Consider the following 20,530-nt stretch of genomic DNA (forward strand, 5'->3'; position numbering starts at 1 on the left):
GAACACGGGGGGTGAGGACATGGGTACGTACGAAGGAAGCGGTCGGGACGAGGGCGAACGCGAGGACGAGGGCGAACGCGCGAGCGGAGGCACGGGCCGGGTACGGGACGCGGCAGCACAGGGAAGGGCGCTCTCGGCGGCCGTCCACGCCGTCCTCGCCCGGCTGGACGCCCACGCACAACGGGCCGGAGGAGCCGGACGCGACGGACGCGACAGGGCCGGACGCCGCCCGGAAACGGATGCGGAATCGGGCCCGGAAGCGGTCGCGGAAGCGGGCTCGGGTCCTGGTCCGGGTTCGAAGGCGGGCCCGGACACGGACACGGACACGGACTTGGGTACAGGGGATTCCCCCCGGCCCGCAGGAAGCGCCGTGGACACGGGTGCCCCGCCGCGGGGCAGTGGCCGAGCCGGCACCGCCCTCGCCTCCTCCACCGCGCCCGTGTCCCCCGCCGCCCTGGACGCCCTCGTCGCCTGCTTCGGCCTGAGTGCCTTCGAGCGCGATGTCGTCCTGCTGACCGCGGCCGCCGAACTGGAACCCACCACGGCCGCCCGCTGCGCCGCTGCCTGCGGTGATCCGGAACGCGCTTACCCCACCTTCTCGCTCGCCCTCGCCGCGCTCGGCGACCCGCACTGGAGCGCCCTCACCCCGGTCGCGCCGTTGCGCCGCTGGCGGATCGTCGAGCTGGACGACGAGTCCCGGCTGACCACGTCCCGGCTGCGGCTCGACGAGCGGATCCTGCACTTCCTCGCCGGTTCGCCCTACCTGGACGCCCGGTTGCACGGGCTGCTGCGCCGGGCCACCGTGCCGGACGTACTGCCCGCCTCGTACGACCTGGCGGCGAACCGGGTCGCGGCGGGCTGGGCGGGGGCGGGGCGCGGGGCGCCGCTCCGGGTCGAGCTGGTCGGCGGCGATCTGCGGACGAGAGCGGACATCGCGGCGGCCGCGGCGCGCCGCTCGGGGCTCGGCCTCTACGAGATGTCGGCCGCCGATGTTCCGGCCGCCCCGGCCGCCCGCGACCTGCTGGCACGCCTGTGGCAGCGTGAGGCGATCCTGCTGCCCGCGGCCCTGCTGGTGGAGATCGGCGACCTGGACCGCGAACAGGCCGCCGCCACCGACGCGTTCGTGGAGAGCGCCGCCGTACCGCTGGTCGTGTCGAGTCCCGACCCCCGGCAGACGGCGCGCCCCCGCGGTGAGCGCGTCACCGTTCCGCCGTTGGACGCCGACGAGCAGCTCGGGGTGTGGACCGACGCGTTCGCCGGGGTACCGGAGGTGTCGCAGGGCGATCTGCGCGATCTCGTGGCCCAGTTCGCGCTGCCGCCGCACCTGGTCCGCTCGGCGGGTGCCGCGGTGGCCCGGGATCTGCCGGGCGAGGACGTACTGGACGCCACCGGGCTGGCCTGGCAGGCGGGGCTCACCGAGGCCCGGATGGGCATGGACGAGCTGGGCCGGCGGATCGAGCCGCAGGCCGGCTGGGGCGATCTGGTCCTGGCCGAGCGGCAGTCGAAGGTACTGCGGGAGATCGTCGCGCATGTGCGGCAGCGGCCGACGGTGTACCAGGAATGGGGCTTCGCCGAGACGCTGCGCCGGGGTCTCGGCGTCACCGCGCTGTTCGCGGGCGGCTCCGGTACGGGCAAGACGCTGGCCGCCGAGGTGATGGCGCGGGAGCTGGGTCTGGATCTGTTCATCATCGATCTGTCGCAGGTGGTCAGCAAGTACATCGGCGAGACCGAGAAGAACCTCCGCAAGGTGTTCGACGCCGCCGAGCAGGGCGGGGCGCTGCTGCTGTTCGACGAGGCCGACGCACTGTTCGGCAAGCGCAGCGAGGTCAAGGACAGCCACGACCGGTACGCCAACCTCGAAGTCAGCTATCTGCTGATGCGGATGGAGGCGTACCGGGGGCTCGCGATCCTCACGACGAACATGAAGCAGGCGCTGGACACGGCCTTCATGCGCCGCATCCGCTTCGTCGTCGACTTCCCGTTCCCGGGCGAGAGCGAGCGGGCCGAGATCTGGCGCCGGGTGCTGCCCGCGCGGGCCCCGATGAAGGGCGTCGAACCGGAACTGCTGGCCCGGCTGACCGTGGCGGGCGGCTCCATCCGCAACATCGCGCTGTCGGGCGCGTTCCTCGCGGCGGAGGAGGGCGACCGCCTCCAGATGCGCCACATGCTGGAGGCCGCCCGTACCGAGTACCTCAAGCTCGACCGTTCCCTGACGCCCACGGAGGTGCACGGATGGGTCTGAACGAGCAGCAGCGCACGGTACGGGTCGACATCGGCGAGCTGGTCCTCGACGGGTTCGGCCGGGTGGACCCGGAGCGTGTGTCGGAGGCGTTCCAGGCGGAGCTGGGCCGGCTCGTACGGGAACGGGGCGTGCCGCTGGCCGCGGACGGCGGGCAGGCGCTGGAGGCCCTGGCGGGACTGCCCCCGCTGCCCGCGACGGTCTCCGCGCGGCGCCTGGGCCAGGAGCTGGCCCGTGCGGTGCACACGGGTCTTTCGGGCGGGGGTGAAGCGACGAAATGAGTACGTCCCACTCGCAGGAGAGCCGCGCGGACCAGTCCGCCAAGCGCCGCAAGCGCAAGGAGCGAGCCGCCTCCCGCGCCCCCGAGCCGAAGAACATCGTGAGCGGTGCGGGGCAGCCGCTCGACCTGAGCGTACGGCGGGAGCTGGAGGAGCGGCTCGGTCACGACTTCGGCCGGGTGCGGCTGCACACCGATCCGGACGCGGGCGCGCTCACCGAGATGCTGGGCGCGGACGCGGTCGCGGTCGGCCAGGACATCTTCTTCCGCGAGGGGACGTACCGCCCCGGCACGGCCGACGGACAGCGGCTGCTCGCCCACGAGTTGCTGCACACGGTGCAGAACCCGCACGGTCTCGGTGCGCTGCGCGCCGGGCGTGACCTGGGCGCGGTGAGCCTGCCGCAGCAGGCGATGGAGCGCGAGGCGGAGGCGGCGGCGCAGGAGTCGGTACGGGACGGGGAGCCCGGGACCCGGGTCGGGGAGGGGCAGGCGACGCCGGGCTGGCTGCGGTACGCGACGGTGGACGCGGACCGGAACCGGATGGAGCAGATCGACCCGGCGACGCTCGTGGAGCGGCTCGCGAACTCCGTCGTACGTTCGCTGCGCGGCGACCCGGAGGACCGGTCCAAGCGCACCCGCAGGCAACTTTCCCTGCTGCCCGACGAGTTGCAGGACAACGTCCTGGAGCGGCTGGAGACCAGGCTGCTCAGTTCGGAGCACGAGCGGCTGCTGGACCTCGTCGACGAGGTCGAGGCGTACGACGACCTGGAGCGGGACTCGCTCGACGCCCCCACCGCCGAGAACGATCCGGCGCAGGCTCTCTGGTACGAGCGCGACAGCGACCGGCGGGCGGCCGAGGAGGAGCGCGCGGAGGCGGAGGAGCCCACGGCCGCACCAGGTCCGGAAAAGGAGCGGGACGAGGCGGAGGGAGCCCCGGGCAGTACGCCGGAGAACACCCGCGGTCCGAAGGACGAGGAGCGGGACGAGGGGCAGAACGCCGGCTCGGGCGCCGGTTCGGGAAGCGGTGTCGGTACGGCGCCGGAGGGCGGGCAGCCGGATGCGGCGCCGGCACCGGCCGCGGCGCCGCAGCCGTCGGCCTCGTCGTCGGCCTCGTCCGCTGCCGCGTCCTCGGGCGGCGGGAAGCAGTCCTCGGCCCCGGCGGCGGGCGGCCGGGAGGGCGAGGAAGGGCAAGGGGACCGGGAGGGACAGGACCAGCAGGGCGCTCCGGCCGCGAGCGAGGAGGAGTCGGCGGCGAGGAACCGGCCGGGCGCGACCGAAGCGCTCGTGGCGGGTCAGCAGCTGAAGCCGGAGGACAAGCGGGGCTCGGACAAGCCCACGGGTTCGTCGGCCACGTCCGGCAAGGACGCCCAGTTGCCCGGTGCGTTCAGCAGGCTGGAGGGCGTACGGAACCAGGATCTCGATGGCCCCGAGGAGCGGGCGGACGAGGACCCGTTCGCCTCGGGCAGCGGGTCGGAGGTCGAGGTCGGCGGCGGGGAGGAGAGCGCCTGGGACGTCAAGCTCCAGCCGGAGGACTTCCTTCCGGCGCAGGACCTCGATGTGTCCGGCGTACCGACCGCGGACAAGCTGGACCCGTCCTCGTCCGGCACGGCGTCCGCTCCGTCGTTCCCCGCTCCCCCGGTGACGAAGGCCGACCAGGTGCAGGCCGAGCGGGACGCGGAGGATGCCGAGGACGCGGCGGCGGAGACGGAGTCCGAGGAGGGCAGCGCCGGTTCACCCGACGGTACGGAGCCGTCGGCCGAGGCGGACGGGGCCGGGCCGGCCGGGGCGCAGCCCGGCGGGCTCGCTCTGGAGCAGGCGGCCGAGGCGCGGCCGGTGACGACGTCGAAGGACCCGAAGAGCGGGGACGACCCGAAGGCCGGGCCCGTGGCGGCGCAGACGGCGGTGCAGGAGGCGCCGGGCACGTCCGAGGCGGGCAGCGACGCCAAGGAAGCGGCGGCAAAGGAGGAGAAGGGCACTCCGGCAGGCGGCGAGACGCAAGCGGGCGCCCAGGAGAAGGCTTCCCCGCAGGCGGTGGCGGGCAACGCGGCGGCGCCGGAGCCCGCGGCCAAGGAGGAGCAGAAGAAGACGGACGCGGCTCCGGCGGGCCGCAGCGAACCGGCGGCGGACGCGCAGTCCCCCTCGCCCGCGCGGGACACCCATGTCTCCGGCGGGTCCAACGTGGATACGTCGGGGGGTGCGCCGAGCGAGTCGGCGGACGGGCCCTCGTCGAAGAGCGAGCCCGTACCCCGTACGGAGAGCGCGGCACCGAAGACGCCCGCCGCCCCGGAACCCACGAAGCCCGCCGACGCCCCGGCCTCGGCGAAGGCCGCACCGGCGCCCAGGGCCGCGGCGTCCAAGCCCGCACCGGCGGCCAAGGGGTCGCCCGGCGGTGGCGGCGGTGGCGGTGGCGGTGGCGCCAAGGCTGCCGCACCGGGGAAGGGCAAGGGCAAGAAGGACTCGGGGGCCGCACCAAATCTTTCCGGGGTGGCACCGGAAGCGGGCCTCACCACCGCCTCGAAGCTCAAGCCCCACAAGGCACTTCAGGCGATGAGCGGCGTGAGCGGCTCCGTGGACCGCACGGTCGGCGACGAGCACAAGTCCCTCGCGGCAGCGCCGCCCTCGATGCAGCGTCCGGCCGGTGCGCCGCAGACGCTCCAGGGCAAGCCGAAGGCCGACGCAGCGGCCCAGTACTCCCAGGATCCGGCGGCGAAGTCCGAGGCCCCGAAGGACGAGAAGGCCGAGGTCAAGGGCGCCAAGGAGCCCGAGGGCCAGATCGAGGCGGAGAAGGCGGAGGAGCCGGGCGGCTGGGACACGTTCAAGATGGCCCTGGGCTTCATCGGCGGCAAGATCGTGAACGGGATCGCGAGCGCCTTCGGCGCCGACGAACCCGTGGTGGACCCGCAGGAACTGGCCGCCAAGTTCGCCGGGCTGCCGACCAAGGACGAGGCGCTGAAGAAGGCCCAGGCGGGCAACGCGCCGGGCGTGGAGATGCAGGGAGCCGCCGAGCAGACGGCGGGCGAGCAGGGCACGGCCGTCGACACCAAGGGCCAGGAGACGGTCGCGACCGGCAAGGACGACGCCGGGCGCCCGATGGGCGAGAACCAGGTCTACCCCAACGCTCCCAAGGAGCAGATGACCGCGAAGGTCCCCGGCGGCCAGGGCGGCAACGGGGCAGCGCCGGACGGTGGCGCGGGGACCGGAGCCGTACCCCCGGAGGCCGCATCCGAGGTGGCGGAGCACGAGCGGGGGCCGGAGTTGCAGGCCGCGTTCAGCGACGGCCAGAAGGGGATGTCCGAGGGGCGGCAGACCAAGGACAAGGACTTCCGCGACTCCCAGCAGAAGCACAGGGCCAAGGTCGATGCGGAGGTCGCGACCAACACCAAGAGCCAGGCGGGCGAGCGTGAGAAGGCGCTTGCCGATGTCGACGCCGAGCGTGCCGACTGGCGCACGGAGCAGGACGCGGAGCTCAAGACCCTCGGCACGAAGAAGACCGAGCGGCACGAGAAGGTCCGCACGGATGTCAAGGACAAGGAGAAGAAGACCGACGAGGACGTCGTCAAGGAGAAGGACGACGGCGACAAGAAGATCCGGGACGAGAACACCAAGGCCGAGAAGGACGCGGAGAAGGCGCGCGACGACAGCGTCGAGCAGTCGGGCAACTGGGTCAGCAGGGCCTTCGACTGGATCAAGAAGAAGGTCATCGAGATCAAGGAGACGATCGCCCGCGTCATCAGGACGGCGCGCACGGCGGTCATCGGCTTCATCAAGAACTTCAAGGAGACGGTCGAGCGCTGGATCACCGAGGCGCGCAAGTTCGTCGTCGAGGCGATCAAGAATCTGATCAACGATCTGATCGAATTCGCGAAGGCCATGGTGCGGGCCGTCATCGAACTGGCCCGCAGTATCCGGAGGTTCATCGCGGGTCTGATCGAGGCCGCGATCGCCCTGGTCAACAAGCTCGCGACGATGCTGAAGCAGATCATCACGGATCTGCTGGACGCCATTGGCAAGCTCCTGAGCAGCATCCTGGACCTGCTCAAGAAGATGCTGCAGGACGTGATCAAGGCAGTCGTGGATGCGGTCAAGTCGGTGCTGGACTTTGCCGCCAAACTGCTGAGCGCACTCGGCGACTTCATGCTCATCGCGGTCGACTTCCTCAGCGATCCGGGCGGCTGGCTCGGCGGTGCCAAGAACTCTGCGGTGGACGGAGCGAAGAACCACCTGTTCCGGGAGGTCCAGGCGGCCGTCAAGCAGTGGTTCCAGTCGAAGATCGAAGAGATCATCGGCATCCCGAAGGCCATCATCGAGAAGCTGATCAAGGGTGGGTTCACCCTGGAGAAGATCATCAAGGAGACGTGGGCCGCCATCGTCCCCCAACTCCCCTTCATCATCGGCGAGATCGTGATCACCAAGGTCGTCGCCAAGCTGATCCCGGGCGCGGGGTGGGCGATGGCCGTGATCGACGCCATCCGGGTGGCGATCGGCGCACTCGGCGAGATCCTGCGCGCCATCGGCGCGGTCATCAGCTGGCTCAAGGCCGTCCGCCAGGGCGGTGCGGGCATCCTCTTCGCGAAGGCGGTCGCGGCGGGCATCGTGGCGCTGCTCGAACTTGCCTACGAGGCCCTGCTGAGCGGCATCGGCAAGTACGTTGCGAAGGTGGGCAGGCGCCTCAAGGGCGTCGCCGCCAAGCTCGGCAAGGACAAGGGCGGCGACAAGGGGCCGGGTGCCGCGGGCTCGGACGACAAGGGAGGTCCGGGCAGCAACAAGCAGGACGCCAACAAGCCCGCTGCCACCCCGTCCACCCGCCCGACGACCCCGTCGCCGCGCCCCTCGACTCCGACGACACGCCCGACCACCCCCGGGCGCCCCACCCCCAAGCCCGCCACGACACCGACCTCTCCCAAGAAGCCGACAGCGCCCGGCTCGGGCAAGGATTCCGGTCCGGGGGCGGCCAAGGCCCCGGGCGACGGCAAGAAGCCCACGGACAGCGACAGCAGCGGCCGGCCGACGGGCAAGGACGACAACAAGCCGGACACCCGGCCGACCCCGGCTCCACAGCCGAAGCCGACCCCGACCCCGACCCCGACCCCCCAACCGAAGCCGAAGCACGACCCGGGCGCGGCGCCCAAGCCGAAGGAGGACACTCCGGGCCGGCCGAAGGGCGACAAGGACTCAACCCGGCCGAGGCCCGACGACAAGGGCCCGATCAACCCCAAGGACACGGATTCGACCAGGCCGAAGGGCGACAAGGACGCCCCCGGGAAGCCCACCAAGCCAAAGGAAGGTGACGGCAGAGGGCCCAAGCCCGACAAGGGCGGCAGTAAGCCCGGCCCGCGAAAGCCCGAAGCTGATAAGGATCAGCAAAAGAAGGACGAGGACTCGACGGATTCCAAGGAAGCGCGGCTGCGTAAGATCATTGCCCGCATCCGGCCTCGGATCGAGTCGAAACTCGACGAGGGAATCCGGCCGGCGGACCACGTCGCGCTTCTCGAAGACCTCCGACGCTGGTATCGACTGACCCGCCTGTTCAAGCAAGGCGGAGATAAATTCAGCGTCCGGGCAGTCCTCAACCCGGAAGGGGAGGCGGCCGATGGAGTCAGCGACACTCGCGGGGGTTCGGGACGGACGGACAGGAACCGGCGGCTGGTGCTCCCGGTTCCCGACGAACGCACAAACTTCAAGGACGGCGACGCCCCGAAGAGCTTCACGCATGATTTCATCAACAAGGAATGGTCCGTGGGTGGCGAGTTCCCTCCCAAGGATGCCGCCCGCCTGAACATCATCGGGTTCAAACACATCTACACCAAAGACTCGAGCGGAAACGATCTCACTGAACCCCCGGGAGATTTCCAATGGGATGCCATGCATCTGCTGCCCAGGGAGCTTGGCGGACCGGCGTTCGGATCCAATTTCGTACCGGCGCCCAACTACATGAACAGAGGGTTCTACGTAGACTTCGAGAAGAAAGCGGCGGCAACCTTCGGGCAGAAGGCAAAGAAGGGCGACAAGCCTGGCTATTATTCGATCACTCTGTCGACATATCCAGGACCGCCTGAGGGATTCCCGAATACGCTGCAAGCCAAGTGGGCCACGTACAAACACAAGGGATCCGGTTCCGGAAAGGAGCGTCCCGAATGGGAGCCGGAAGACGAGCAGGTATCCAGGACACTGAAATTCGATCGGCCGCCCACAGGTAAGCGTCCGATATTCAACATCAATACTGAAACCAACATCATCAACGTAAGGGGTGCGATCGGTGGCAACGTAAGGGCGATGACCAAGAATGACGACCGCGTCGCCCTTGCGATACTCCAGCTGAGGACGTTCGATGACCTGGAGGACATGGTAAAGAAATTGACGGACTACCGCATGCCGGGCACGAACAAGAAGCTGCCCCAGCTGAACATGTTCCTGGGTCGCATCAGGAACAACTACAACCGCATTTTTACGATCAGCTAGAGTCGACAATCAGAGGCTGGAAAGTCATGGCGTCATACAACACTCTGGAATCGCTTCATCTGGCTTCGCTGGCACGCCTTCGCAAAGTCGCCCCTGTGGAGATTCTCGACGAAAGTTGCAGTGATATCGGACCGAGTTTCGCCGAGATCACGCCATTGAGCATCTTTCATGCAGAGTGGTCGAATCTCCAGCTGGGGCGCGACATTCTGGATAATTCGCTGAGAATCGAGGTAGCCGCACACTGGACATCCACGCCGCCACTGCCGAGCTTCTCGGGTGAATATCGGATCCCTGCCCCCATGGAGATCCTGGGTCAGGACGCCAGCCGGTTGGCGAGCATGCTCAGCGATGATTTCCATAAGAAGTTCGTTACGCAACTTCGATACTTCGACAACACTTACGCATCCGGCAGAGGGTTTGCTGCCTATCTGCGAATGAATCCCGAGTCGACCCGTCGCGAGATTTGGTTCCACGACCTTGTGGCGACAGAGACACCCCCCTACCCTCCCGGTTTCACCATTCTCGACCTGACCTTCAATCAGTACGTGGAAGCACTTACGCTCACCAAGGGTCTCTACGGCTGGCAATACCTGTTCGCGGATATTTCCTTCCAGGACCCTGCGATCGATCACCTCGCGGCGGGCCTCCGCGATGGATTGGAGGCCTTTTCCGAGTTGTTCACCGACCAGGATTACTCATCGCTTCTTCAGCGTCTGGAGGCCCGGCTGTGACCCGCTACGCAGACATCCCCAAGCCCATCCGCTCCGGCATAGTCGTCGTCGATCCCGAGCGCGGCACCCCCCAGCGCATCATCGTTCTCCAGTTCAATCCCGACACCCTCGAACGCTCCCTCGCGCCCCAGTCCGCCGGCGGCAGTGGGGACTCCGGCGGAGGGGGCAGTGGGGGTGGGGACCGGAATGAGGCTCTGCGGCTCAAAGGGCCCGCTCAGGAGACCTGGAAGTTCACCGCCGAGATCGATGCCACCGATCAGTTCGAGGTGGCCGCCCCCGATGGCATTCATCCGGAGCTGGCCACCCTCGAAATGCTCGTGCATCCGACCACGGCCCAGTTGCGGGAGGCGAGTCGGCTCACCAAGAAGGGGACCATCGAGATCAGTCCCATCGAGATGCCGTTGACCCTCTTCACCTGGGGCAGCAAGCGCGTCATGCCCGTGCGCCTGACCGAGCTGTCCATCAACGAGTCCGCGTTCGACGTGAGTCTCAATCCGATCCGGGCCGCGCTGAGCATCGGCATGAAGGTGCTCAGCGTCAGCGATCTGCCCGCCGGGCACCGCGGGGCCGATCTGTACATGGCGCATCTCGCGCAGAAGGAGCGGCTCGCCAGGGCCGCCCGTAGCGGCGGGCTCGCCGCGTTGGGGCTTGCCGGGCGGGACGCCGGGCTGGGGAGGGGCTGAGCCGAGGCCATGGCCGACATCGAACCGTACGAGAACGCGCTGGACAGCATTCCCGGCGCCCACCCCTATCCGCGCTCCAGCCGGTACCACGACGCCGAGATCGGGGTGCACCGGATGGCGGACGGGACCGAAGTCCGTTACACCAAACGGAGGTTGCTGCCACCGATCGAGCACGTCACGGACGACGAGACCGCGCCGCACACCGTCAGCAGCGGAGAGCGGCCCGATCTGCTGGCCCAGCGGTATCTCGGGGACCCTGGCCAGTGGTGGCAGATCGCCGACGCGAATCCCGTGCTGGACCCGCAGGAGCTGACGCAGGAGGCGGGCCGTGTCATCGCGATCCCGCACGCCGGGGGCTTCCCCGGGGCGGGGGCGGGTGCGCGGTATGTCTGACCAGCCCGTGGGGGGCGGGCCCATCCACATCACCCTGGAGACGGGGCCGAAGCTGACCCGGCCCGTGCCGCCCGAGGTCGTGGAGGCGCTGCTGTCGGCCCAGATCACCGCGACCGCGGGTGAACGCAGCGGATTCCAGCTGGCGTTCGACCTGACCAAGCAGGGCGCGCTGTCCCGGCGGCTGCTGCCCGAAGGGTTCTTCGACCCGAAGACCCGGGTGATCCTCAGCGTGAGCGTCAAGGGCACCGCCCGGGTGCTGCTCGACGGGCTCATCGTGCGGCAGGAGGTCGGCGCCAGCAATCAGCCGGGGCACTCCACCCTCACGGTGACCGGCGAGGACCTCACCCTCCTGATGGACCTGGAGGAACGCACCGACCGCTACCCCAATCTGCGGCCCTCCGGACGCGTCGCGCGCATCCTGTCCCGGTACGCCGACTACGGCATCGAGCCCCATGTCTTCCAGGAGCAGATCGAACAGCCCCCGCGCGAGCAGCTCCGCGTCGACTACCAGTCGGGCACCGACCTGAGCTATGTGAACGAGCTGGCGCGTGCCAACGGCTACACCTTCTACCTCGAACCCGGCCCGCGCCCGGGCCACTCGGTCGCCGTGTGGGGACCGGAGGCCCGGCTCGGGCAGCGTCAGCACGCGCTCAACGTGAACATGGACGTCAACTCGACGGTGGACCAGCTGACGTTCGCGTACGACGGGACGGCCCGCGAGGAGCCGCAGGCCCGGGTGCAGGACCCGGCCACCCGCGACAGCCGGCTGCTGCCGCAGCCCGACATCGGGCCGCTGCGACCGCCGTTGGGCCGCCGGGCCACACCCGCGCTGAAGCGCCGCACCCTGTCCGGCACGGCGAAGAGGGAATCGGCGCAGGCGCAGGCGGAGCTGCTGGCGCGGGCCGCGCTGTCGGCCGATGCCATCTCCGGCTCCGGGTCGCTGGACGTGAACCGGCACGGGTACATCCTGCGGCCGCGCGAGCTGGTCGGGGTCCGTGGCGCCGGGGTGACGTACGACGGCGACTACTTCGTCAAGTCCGTCACGCACAACATCAGACCCGGCTCGTACCAGCAGAACTTCACCCTGTCGCGCGAGGGCCTGATCGCCCGGAGCGACACCGTACGGCCGTAGCACCGCAACCGCGGAAATGGACCAGGAGAGCTTCGCATGGCTGCAGGACCGAACAACCGGTTTCTCGGCAAGTTCCGGGGGCGGGTGGTGAGCAATGACGATCCGCTGAGGATCGGGCGGGTCACGGTCAAGGTTCCGGACGTCCTGGGCGACGAGACGTCCACCTGGGCCATGCCCTGCCTGCCGTTCACCGGGCCGCAGTCGGGCCAGTACGTGGTGCCGGCCGCCGGGGCGGGGGTGTGGGTGGAGTTCGAGCAGGGGGAAGTCAGTTTCCCGATATGGACCGGGTGTTGGTACGGGGACAGCTCCGAGGTGCCGCCCGACGCCCTGACCGGCTCTCCGGCGCACCAGAACGTGGTGGTCCAGACGTCGGACCGGCACAAGTTCGTGATGGGTGATGTACCGGGCGGGGGCCAGGGCATCCGGCTCCAGGCCGCGAGCGGGGCGTACATCCAGCTCGACGAGAAGGGCGTGACGATCGCCAACGGTCAGGGCGCCTCCGTCGTGCTGAACGGCGGCGAGGTCAACATCAACGACGGCCGGCTGATCGTGGCCAAGAAGCAGTAGGGGCAGAGCGGCAGTTGCCCGAGCAGCTGCCGGCGCAGTTCGCAGGAGCAGTAGCCGAACGCGACACACAGAGATCTACGGGGAGACGACTCTTGTCCACACGCGCAGGGACCATCGTCAGCGCCGCCGCCACGCTCACCTGCCCGCACGGCGGCCGGGCATCCGCCACCTCAGGGCGACCGGCCGCCGTGCGGGTGGACGGACTGCCCGTGCACACGGCGTCCGACGGCTTCGCGGTGACCGGGTGCCCGCACATCATCGACGGGGTGCCTCATCCGTGCACCACCGTGCGGTGGGCCCCGCAGCCGGGCGGCGTGCTCGTCGACGGCGCGGCCGCCCTGCTGCACACGAGTGCGGCGCAGTGCTTCAGCGCGGCACTCGTGCCGCAGGGGCCGCCGGTCGTCGCCACGTCGCTGCGGGGGGTGGTCTGCGGATGAGGGCGAGGACCGTACGCGGCGACATCGCGTTCCCGTTCCGTATCGACCGGCGCGGGCGCAGCGCCCACGCGCCGTACGACGACCATGTGCGGGATCTGGTGGAGCAGTTGCTCTTCACCAGTCCGGGCGAGCGGGTGATGCGGCCCGACTTCGGCTGCGGCCTGCTCGATCTGGTCTTCACACCGAACAGTCCCGAGCTGGCTTCGGCCCTGGAGCTGTCGGTGCAGGCCGCGCTCCAGCGCTGGCTGGGCGAGCTGATCGAGGTGGAGTCCCTGGACGTGGTGAGCGAGGAGAACGTGGTCCGGGTGTATCTGCGCTACGTGGTGCGCTCCACCGGGAGCCGGCGCGACGAGGTGTTCGAAGGGAGCGGGCCCGCATGAGCAGCCCGAGCAGGGAGTTGGTCTGCCGCGTGGACGGCAGGCGCGGCAAGGTGCGTGCGGCGCGGCTCGGCGGCGTGGACGCGGTGGAGTGCGGTGACGACGGCGTGACGCTGACGGTGACGTTCCTCGGCAAGGCGCCGCACGGGCTGTGTCCGGAGAACATCCGGATCGACGGCGGCCGCCGGATCACCGGGATCGAGGCGGTCGAGGTGGCCGTGGAGCGCGAGGAGGACCCGGAGCTGGACGACCGGCTGCTCGTGACGGTCGACCGGACCGGGGACACCTCGCGCTACCGGCTCTCCGTGGTGGACACCGATCCGTACGGGCGACCGGGTACGGAGCCGTTCCGGGGTTTCGATCAGCGGTACTTCGGGGCGGAGTTCACGTTCCGGCCGGACTGTCCGACGCCCTTCGACTGCGGGGAGGGGGCGGCGGGCGACGACCCCGGCCCCCGGCGCGAGCCGCCCGTCATCGACTACACGGCGCGCGACTACGACTCCGTGCGCCGGCTCGTCCTGGACCGGCTCGCGCTGACCACACCCGGCTGGGTGGAGCGCAACCCGGCCGATCTCGGTGTCACGCTGGTGGAGCTGCTGGCGCACACGGCGGACCGGATCAGCTATCAGCAGGACGCGGTGGCCACCGAGGCGTATCTCGACACCGCCCGCAGGCGGGTGTCGGTACGGCGGCACGTGCGGCTGATCGACTACCCGATGCATGACGGGTGCAACGCCCGGACGCTGGTCACCGTCGAGGTGACGAAGCGGCTGACACTGCGGCCGGGCACGTTCCGGTTCGCCGCGGTCGACGTCCGTACGCTGGGGCCGCGCGACCGGCCGGAGATCGGCGCGGTCGTGGAGGACCGCGATCTGGCGGTGCTGGCCGAGCGCGGTTCGGTGGAGGTCTTCGAGCCGGTGGTGGCCGGGGAGCCGGCCGAGCTGCGGCCCGCGCACAACACCATCCGGTTCTGGACCTGGGGCGACGAGGTGTGTGCCCTGCCGAGGGGCGCGGTCTCGGCGACGCTGCGGGACGAGTGGGCCGACAAGAAGCGCACGGTGCGGGCGCTGGCCCTGGCGCCGGGTGATCTGCTGGTGTTCGAGGAGGTGCGCGGGGCGCGTTCGGGTACGCCCGGCGACGCGGACCCGGCGCATCGGCACGCCGTGCGGCTGACCTCTCTCACGCCGGGCGTGGACCGGCTGTCCGGGCAGCCGGTGCTGGAGGCCACCTGGGCCCGCGAGGACGCGTTGGCGTTCCCGCTGTGTCTGTCGACGCGTGGCGGTCCCGGCTGTGAGCCGGTGGCGGATGTGAGCGTCGCCCGCGGCAATGTGGTCCTCGTCGATCACGGCAGGTCGCTGACGTTCGGCGGGGCGCTGCCGGAGACGGTGACCGTGCCGCCGGAGCCCGCCGTGCTCGGTTCCTGCGAACCGTCCGGCTTCGGGTGCGGGGACACGGACGCGGGCAACGCCACGGCGCAGCTCGTCGTGGCCCGGATGGAACAGACCCGGCACGGGCGGCTGCTGAGCGCCGATCAGGTGCGGGAGCTGTCCGTACTGGTCGGCGACGAGGAGGTGACCCGCGCCGGCATCGGGCTGGAGCTGGCCGGGCGACGGCGCGAGAAGGTCGTGCCGGGGACGGCGTACGAGCAGGCAGAGGCGCTGGCGACGCTGCTGGCACAGGTGATGTATCCCGGCATCCGGCCCCGGTTCCGGCCGGTGCTCCAGCGTTCCCCGGTGGTGTGGGCGACGCCGTTCCCGCTGTCGGAGCATGTGTCGGCCGGGCAGGCCGACCGGCTGGCCGCCGTGCCCGGACGGGTACGGGAGCGGCTGGTGGAGCTGTGGCGCAGCGCCCGTGACCACGACGGGCTCGCCGAGAGGGAGATCGATGAGCTGACCGTGCTCTTCGGGCTGCGGTTGCTGGACCATCTGGAGCTGCACCTCCACCCGGTGCGGGCGCTGCGGGAGCTGCTGCACCGCAGCCCGCGGCTGTTGGCGCCGAAGCTGCGCAGGCTCGACGTGCTGACGGCTCGGGCGCGGGCGGGCACGGTGCTGGACGCGGGCATCGCCTGGGAGATCGCCCGGAGTTGGGGCCCCCGTTACGCGACCGGGCTGCGTCCGGACGATCCGGTTCTGCGGGGTCCGGCGGCGGCGCTGGTCCAGGATCCGCGGTCCGCCCTGCCCGCCGTGAAAGCCGTGGCAACCGTGACAGGCGCGACAGACGCGACGGCCGTGGACACGGTGACGGCCGCGGAGGGTGCGACGGCCGTGGACACGGTGACGGCTTCGGGCGGGGGCGCGACAGCCAGGGACGGCTCGGCGGTGTGGACGGCTCGGCGGGATCTGCTCGGCAGCGGGCCCCGGGACCGGCACCTGGTCGGTGAGCTGGAGGACGACGGGCGGGTGGCGCTGCGCTTCGGCGACGGGCGTCACGGTGCCCGGCCGCCGGCCGGCGCCCGGCTCGCTCTGCACTACCGGCTCGGCGGCGGCACGGCGGGCAATGTCGGTGCGGAGGCCGTCGGCCATCTGGTGCTGCGCCGGGACCCGGGGGCCGAGGACGCCGGTGACGCGCTGCCGGTCGCGGGGGTGCGCAATCCGCTGCCCGCGACGGGCGGCACCGATCCCGAACCGGTCGATCAGGTACGCCAGTTGGCACCGCTCGACCTGAAGCGCACCCGGCAGCGGGCGGTGACCGCCGAGGACTACGCGGCGCTGGCGACCGCCCTGCCGGGGGTGCAGCGCGCGGCGGCGGAGATCCGCTGGACGGGCAGTGTGCAGGAGGCCCATGTCGCCGTCGACGCGCTGGGGGCCGGGGAGCCCGACCCCGAGCTGCTGGACTCGGTGGCGTACGCGCTGGAGAGCTACCGGCGTATCGGCCACGACCTGGTGGTCGGCCCCGCCAGGAACGTACCGCTGGACCTCGCCCTGTCGGTGTGTGCGGCACCCGGTCATCAGCACGGGCAGATCCTGGCCGAGCTGTACCGGCTGCTGGGTGCCGGCCGACTGCCGGGCGGGCGGCTCGGGTTCTTCCATCCCGATGCCCTGGTGTTCGGCGAACCGGTGCGGCTCAGCGCCCTGGTGGCCGCGGCGGCCGGGGTGCGGGGCGTGGAGAGCGTGACGGTGACACGGCTGCGGCGGCTCTTCGACGACGGCTCCGACGACAGCGACGGCACCGACTCCGCCTCGGGCGGAAGCGGCGACGAGAACAGCCTGGACGATCCCGCCCTGGAGACGGGCGTACTGCGGCTCGGTCCGCTGGAGATCGCCCGGTGCGACAACGACCCCGACCGGCCCGAGAACGGCCGGCTGACCATCGAGCTCGCCGGAGGTACGCGATGAGCAGCGCGGACGGCTGCGGCTGCGGTTGCGGTTGCGGTTGCGGCGGACATGATGAGCGGCGGGCGCCCGATGCCCTGTACAACCCGCCGGGGCGCACGGCCCTCGACTACCGGGTCGGCGACTACGGCTCGTTCCTGGCGGCCATGGTGGACCGGCTCGCCTCCCCCGCCTACCCGGCGCTGCGCGGGCTGACGGTCCGCACCCCGGACGATCCGGCGATCGGGCTGCTGGACTCCTGGGCCGTCGTCGGAGATCTGCTCACCTTCCACTCCGAGCGGATCGTGGACGAGGCGTATCTGCGCACCGCGAACGAGCACCGCTCGCTGGCGCTGCTCGGGCGTCTGGTGGGTCACCGGCCGAGGCCGGGGATCGCCGCCGACACCCATCTCGCGTACACCCTGGACCGGGATCCGCGCGACGAGGACGTGGAGGTGGTCATCCCGCGCGGGGCGCGCAGCAACAGCGTTCCGCTCACCTCCGAGGACGAGTCGCAGGTCTTCGAGACGTCCACCGCTCTCGCGGCCCGCGCGTCGTGGAACGAGCTGGCGGTGCGCAGGCGCAGGCCCTCGCTGCTGACCGAGGAGGATCTGAGCGGCCGGTCCGAGATCCAGGTCGCGGGCACGTCGACGGGGCTGACGACCGGGGACCGGCTGCTGTTCGTCTTCAAGAGCCGCCAGGGCACGGAGGACGAGCAGGGCGCGGGTGCCCGGGGCGCGCCGGACGGCCGGGACACGGGCGGCCGGGGCGCGTCGGACGGCCGGGAGCCGGGGCAGCGGCTGCTGCGTACCGTCGCCCGGCTCCGGATCGACCGTGAGGAGGACGTGACGGGGATCGGGCTCCAGCAGTCCGCCCCGCCGTCCCTGGCCGAGCTGGTGGACCTGCTGCGCGAGTGGATCACGGAGGACGAGCGGGCGGTCGAGGACGGCGAGCCGACGCCCGACAACCCCAATCCGCGTCCGGTCAGCCGGTACATCGAGGAGTTCGACACCCAGGTGCTGGCCCCGCTGCGGGCGGACCTGGACACCATCGCCTCGCCCGCCCGCCTCGCGGCGCGGCTGGCCGAGCCGCACGAGCGGCTGGCCGAGGCACAGGCGGTGGCCGGTGCGTACGAGGAGGTCGCCGCCTGGTTCGAGCAGTTGGAGGCGATGGTCGGTGAGGTGATCGCGCAGGCGGCGGACCTGGAGCCGTCCCGGCCCGCGCCCGAGCTGCTCCGCAAGGGCCTGCCGGAGGGTTCGGCGGCGCTGCGGGCCCTGGGCGCGGTGCTGCCGGCGCTGCGCGGCGGGGTCGTACGCCCCGGTGCACGCGCCGGGTCGTCGGGCGCCGGAGCGTGGCGGCGGCCTGCACCCGGCTCGGACCTGGGGGCGCGGCAGTTGGCGGCACCCGGTTCGGACCTGGGGGCGCGCCTGCTGGCGGCTCTCGACCCACGGATCTCGGACGGGTTGTATCCGGCGTGGCGGCAGTCCGCCCCGACCGCGCCCGCGCTGCTCCACGAGGTGCAGGCGCTGCGGGTGACATCGGCGCCGTTCGGGGCGATGGCGCCGCTGCGGCCGGTGCAGGACGAGCGGGGGCGGGTGATCAGGCAGGCCGACTGGCCGCTGAGCGGTTCGGCCCTGACGACGATGCGCGTCGTGTTCGACACGGCGGGCAGGGTCCCGGTGCGTGCGGAGTTCCAGTACACGGAGACGGGTTCGTCGGTCCAGCAGTCGGAGAACCTGTCGGCGGAGACGACGTTCGAACTCGGTCCGGGCCGGGTCACGGTGATGTCGCGGGCCGGTCAGGACCACGATCTGAGCTGGCTCGGCAGGCGGCCCGCCGACTCGCAGGAGCCGGGGGTCACCGCCCGGCTGCACGCGGGCCTGCCCGAGCGGACGCTGTTCGTCTCCCGTCCCGGTGAGGACGGCCTGGTCCATGTCGTCGTGCACAACGGCGAGTCCAAGAGCTGGCGGCTGGCGCCGGGGGATCACGAGCAGGTCCGGCACGACGGCTACGAGCTGACCGTCCGCTACACGGTGGGCAGTGAACCGGCGAACGTGGTGATCGGTATCGCGTCGGTGCCGGAGCCCGCGAACCGGCGGGTCATCGCGCTCGACTCGGTGCAGGACTCGGTCACGGTCGGCAGCTGGGTCGCGATCGAGCGCCCCCGCAAGGGCGCCGAGGGGCCGGACGGCATCCCCGGCGACCCGGACCTCCGGTTCGTCACCACCAGGGTCACCGCCGTGCGCACCGCCGTGTACACCGACTTCGGCATCACGGGGCGCGGTACGGAGCTGACGCTCGCGGACCCGTGGCTCGACGAGCACGACGTGCTGCTCTCCACGATCCGGGACACCGCCGTGCACGCGGGCGGTCAGCCGCTGCGGCTCGCCGAGGAGCCGCTCGGCGAGGATGTGCACGGCAACGAGCTGGAGCTGGCCGAGCTGTACGACGGGCTGCGCCCGGGACGGCAGTTGATCGTGTCCGGGGAGCGTACGGACGTGCCCGCGGTGACGGGCACCGAACTGGTGACGGTCGCCGACGTCGAGCAGGTGCTGGACCCCATGGTGCCCGGCGACCATGTGCACACCCGGCTGACGCTGACGACGGACCTGGTGCACCGCTACCGGCGGGCCACCGTGCGGGTCCGGGGCAATGTGGTGGCGGCCACGCACGGCGAGAGCCGCGAGGAGCCGATCGGCAGCGGGGACGCGGACCGGATCAACCAGACGTTCGCACTGTGGCAGTCGCCGCTGACCTGGCTGCCCGCCGACAACCCGCTGGGGGCCACCCCGGCCCTCGAAGTGCGGGTCGACGGGCTGCTGTGGCACGAGGTGGACAGCCTCGCCGGGCGCGGCCCGCGCGAGCGGGTGTACGTCGGCGGGGTGGCGGGCGGCCGGACGACGGTGACCTTCGGCGACGGGGTGCACGGCGCCCGGCTGCCCAGCGGTCACGAGAACGTCCGGGCCCGCTACCGCTTCGGTACCGGCCGGGCGGCCAATGTCCGGGCGGACCGGATCACCCAGGCGGTCACCCGGCCGCTGGGCGTCACCCAGGTCACCAACCCGCAGCCCGCGACGGGCGGCGCGGACGCGGACGGCCCCGGCCTGACCCGGTCCACGGTGCCGCTCGCCGTGTCGGCCCTGGACCGGCTGGTGTCGGTCGCCGACTACGAGGACTTCGCCCGCTCCCGCGCCGGGATCGGGCGGGCGGCGGCGCGCGAGATCTTCGACGGCAGGCGGCGGTTGCTGCACGTCACGGTCGCCGGGGTGGCGGACATCCCCGTCGCCGAGGACTCCGATGTGCTCACCGCGCTGCGTTCCTCCCTCGCCCGGTACGGCGACTCCCGGCTGCCGGTCCGGGTACAGGTGCGCGAACTGGTCCTGCTGCTCCTCGCGGCGAAGGTGCGGGTGGCCCGCGACCACAGCTGGGAACTTGTCGAACCCCGCCTGCGCCAGGCCCTGTTGGCCCGGTTCGGCCCCGAGCGGCGCGAGCTGGGCGACCCGGCGCGGCTGTCGGACGTGCTGGCCACGGCCCACTCGGTGCCCGGTGTCGGCCATGTGGACGTGGACGTCTTCGACGGGGTGCCGGCCTCCCTCACCCCCGAGGATCTGCTCGCGCTCGCCGAGCGCCGGGCCGGACCGCGGGCGACGGTTCCGGTCCGGCTCGGCGCGTACGACGAGGACGTGCACCGGGTCACCGCGCCGGAGGGCGAGACGCTCACCTCGGTCGCCGCCCGGTACGGCATCGGGCTCGACGAACTGCTGCGTCTCAACCCGGACATCACCGACACCCGGCGCCTGGCGAAGGGCCGCGCGGTGTTCGTCTTCCGCGGCATCCGGCCCGCCCAGCTCGCCCTGCTGTCACCGGACGTCCCGGACACGCTGATTCTGACGGAGGTCACCTCATGAACACCCAGGAAAGGAG

Annotated in this window: 12 protein-coding genes; all 12 read left to right on the forward strand. The window is 71.3% G+C overall.

Going from position 1 to position 20,530, the window contains the following annotated elements:
* Window positions 1-19: 19 nt before the first annotated feature.
* The 12 genes from OG251_RS13010 to OG251_RS13065 all read left to right on the forward strand — a co-directional run bounded on the left by OG251_RS13010 (window position 20) and on the right by OG251_RS13065 (window position 20,514).
* Window positions 20-2,242 (forward strand): ATP-binding protein, encoded by a 2,223-nt coding sequence (locus OG251_RS13010; protein WP_326677317.1) that lies wholly within the window; start codon window positions 20-22, stop codon window positions 2,240-2,242.
* Window positions 2,233-2,520 carry a hypothetical protein gene (locus OG251_RS13015; protein ID WP_326677318.1) on the forward strand — a complete coding sequence of 96 codons (288 nt, stop codon included), beginning with the start codon at window positions 2,233-2,235 and terminating at the stop codon, window positions 2,518-2,520. The genes OG251_RS13010 and OG251_RS13015 overlap by 10 nt, the downstream gene beginning before the upstream one ends.
* Window positions 2,517-8,975 (forward strand): eCIS core domain-containing protein, encoded by a 6,459-nt coding sequence (locus OG251_RS13020; RefSeq protein ID WP_326677319.1) that lies wholly within the window; start codon window positions 2,517-2,519, stop codon window positions 8,973-8,975. Before OG251_RS13015 ends, OG251_RS13020 begins: the two co-directional genes overlap by 4 nt.
* 95 nt (window positions 8,976-9,070) lie before the next feature.
* Entirely contained in the window at window positions 9,071-9,706 is a 636-nt protein-coding gene (locus OG251_RS13025) for a hypothetical protein (RefSeq protein ID WP_326677320.1), read from the forward strand.
* Window positions 9,703-10,389, forward strand: coding sequence for a hypothetical protein (locus OG251_RS13030; protein WP_326677321.1), 687 nt, complete (start codon window positions 9,703-9,705; stop codon window positions 10,387-10,389). Before OG251_RS13025 ends, OG251_RS13030 begins: the two co-directional genes overlap by 4 nt.
* A gap of 9 nt (window positions 10,390-10,398) precedes the next feature.
* Window positions 10,399-10,782 carry a hypothetical protein gene (locus tag OG251_RS13035; RefSeq protein WP_326677322.1) on the forward strand — a complete coding sequence of 128 codons (384 nt, stop codon included), beginning with the start codon at window positions 10,399-10,401 and terminating at the stop codon, window positions 10,780-10,782.
* Window positions 10,775-11,914 (forward strand): hypothetical protein, encoded by a 1,140-nt coding sequence (locus OG251_RS13040; RefSeq protein WP_326677323.1) that lies wholly within the window; start codon window positions 10,775-10,777, stop codon window positions 11,912-11,914. The genes OG251_RS13035 and OG251_RS13040 overlap by 8 nt, the downstream gene beginning before the upstream one ends.
* A 36-nt stretch (window positions 11,915-11,950) precedes the next feature.
* Window positions 11,951-12,481: a phage baseplate assembly protein V gene (locus OG251_RS13045; RefSeq protein WP_326677324.1), complete on the forward strand. Its 531-nt coding sequence runs from the start codon at window positions 11,951-11,953 to the stop codon at window positions 12,479-12,481.
* 92 nt (window positions 12,482-12,573) lie between these two features.
* Entirely contained in the window at window positions 12,574-12,918 is a 345-nt protein-coding gene (locus OG251_RS13050; protein WP_326677325.1) for a hypothetical protein, read from the forward strand.
* Window positions 12,915-13,298, forward strand: a complete 384-nt coding sequence (locus OG251_RS13055; RefSeq protein WP_326677326.1) for a GPW/gp25 family protein — start codon at window positions 12,915-12,917, stop codon at window positions 13,296-13,298. The genes OG251_RS13050 and OG251_RS13055 overlap by 4 nt, the downstream gene beginning before the upstream one ends.
* A complete protein-coding gene (locus OG251_RS13060; RefSeq protein ID WP_326677327.1) occupies window positions 13,295-16,630 on the forward strand; it encodes a putative baseplate assembly protein in 3,336 nt (1,111 codons plus the stop codon). Before OG251_RS13055 ends, OG251_RS13060 begins: the two co-directional genes overlap by 4 nt.
* On the forward strand, window positions 16,627-20,514 hold the full coding sequence (locus OG251_RS13065; protein ID WP_326677328.1) for a putative baseplate assembly protein: 3,888 nt from the start codon (window positions 16,627-16,629) through the stop codon (window positions 20,512-20,514). Before OG251_RS13060 ends, OG251_RS13065 begins: the two co-directional genes overlap by 4 nt.
* The last annotated feature ends 16 nt before the right edge of the window (window positions 20,515-20,530 follow it).

Source organism: Streptomyces sp. NBC_01237, assembly GCF_035917275.1.
Lineage (GTDB): Bacteria > Actinomycetota > Actinomycetes > Streptomycetales > Streptomycetaceae > Streptomyces.

What these genes read in the sequence shown, in the direction of transcription:
- OG251_RS13040 (WP_326677323.1), top strand. Translation starts at nt 10,775, where the DNA reads ATGTCTGACCAGCCCGTGGGGGGCGGGCCCATCCACATCACCCTGGAG.
- OG251_RS13020 (WP_326677319.1), top strand. Translation starts at nt 2,517, where the DNA reads ATGAGTACGTCCCACTCGCAGGAGAGCCGCGCGGACCAGTCCGCCAAG.
- OG251_RS13015 (WP_326677318.1), top strand. Translation starts at nt 2,233, where the DNA reads ATGGGTCTGAACGAGCAGCAGCGCACGGTACGGGTCGACATCGGCGAG.
- OG251_RS13010 (WP_326677317.1), top strand. Translation starts at nt 20, where the DNA reads ATGGGTACGTACGAAGGAAGCGGTCGGGACGAGGGCGAACGCGAGGAC.
- OG251_RS13060 (WP_326677327.1), top strand. Translation starts at nt 13,295, where the DNA reads ATGAGCAGCCCGAGCAGGGAGTTGGTCTGCCGCGTGGACGGCAGGCGC.
- OG251_RS13055 (WP_326677326.1), top strand. Translation starts at nt 12,915, where the DNA reads ATGAGGGCGAGGACCGTACGCGGCGACATCGCGTTCCCGTTCCGTATC.
- OG251_RS13065 (WP_326677328.1), top strand. Translation starts at nt 16,627, where the DNA reads ATGAGCAGCGCGGACGGCTGCGGCTGCGGTTGCGGTTGCGGTTGCGGC.
- OG251_RS13035 (WP_326677322.1), top strand. Translation starts at nt 10,399, where the DNA reads ATGGCCGACATCGAACCGTACGAGAACGCGCTGGACAGCATTCCCGGC.
- OG251_RS13045 (WP_326677324.1), top strand. Translation starts at nt 11,951, where the DNA reads ATGGCTGCAGGACCGAACAACCGGTTTCTCGGCAAGTTCCGGGGGCGG.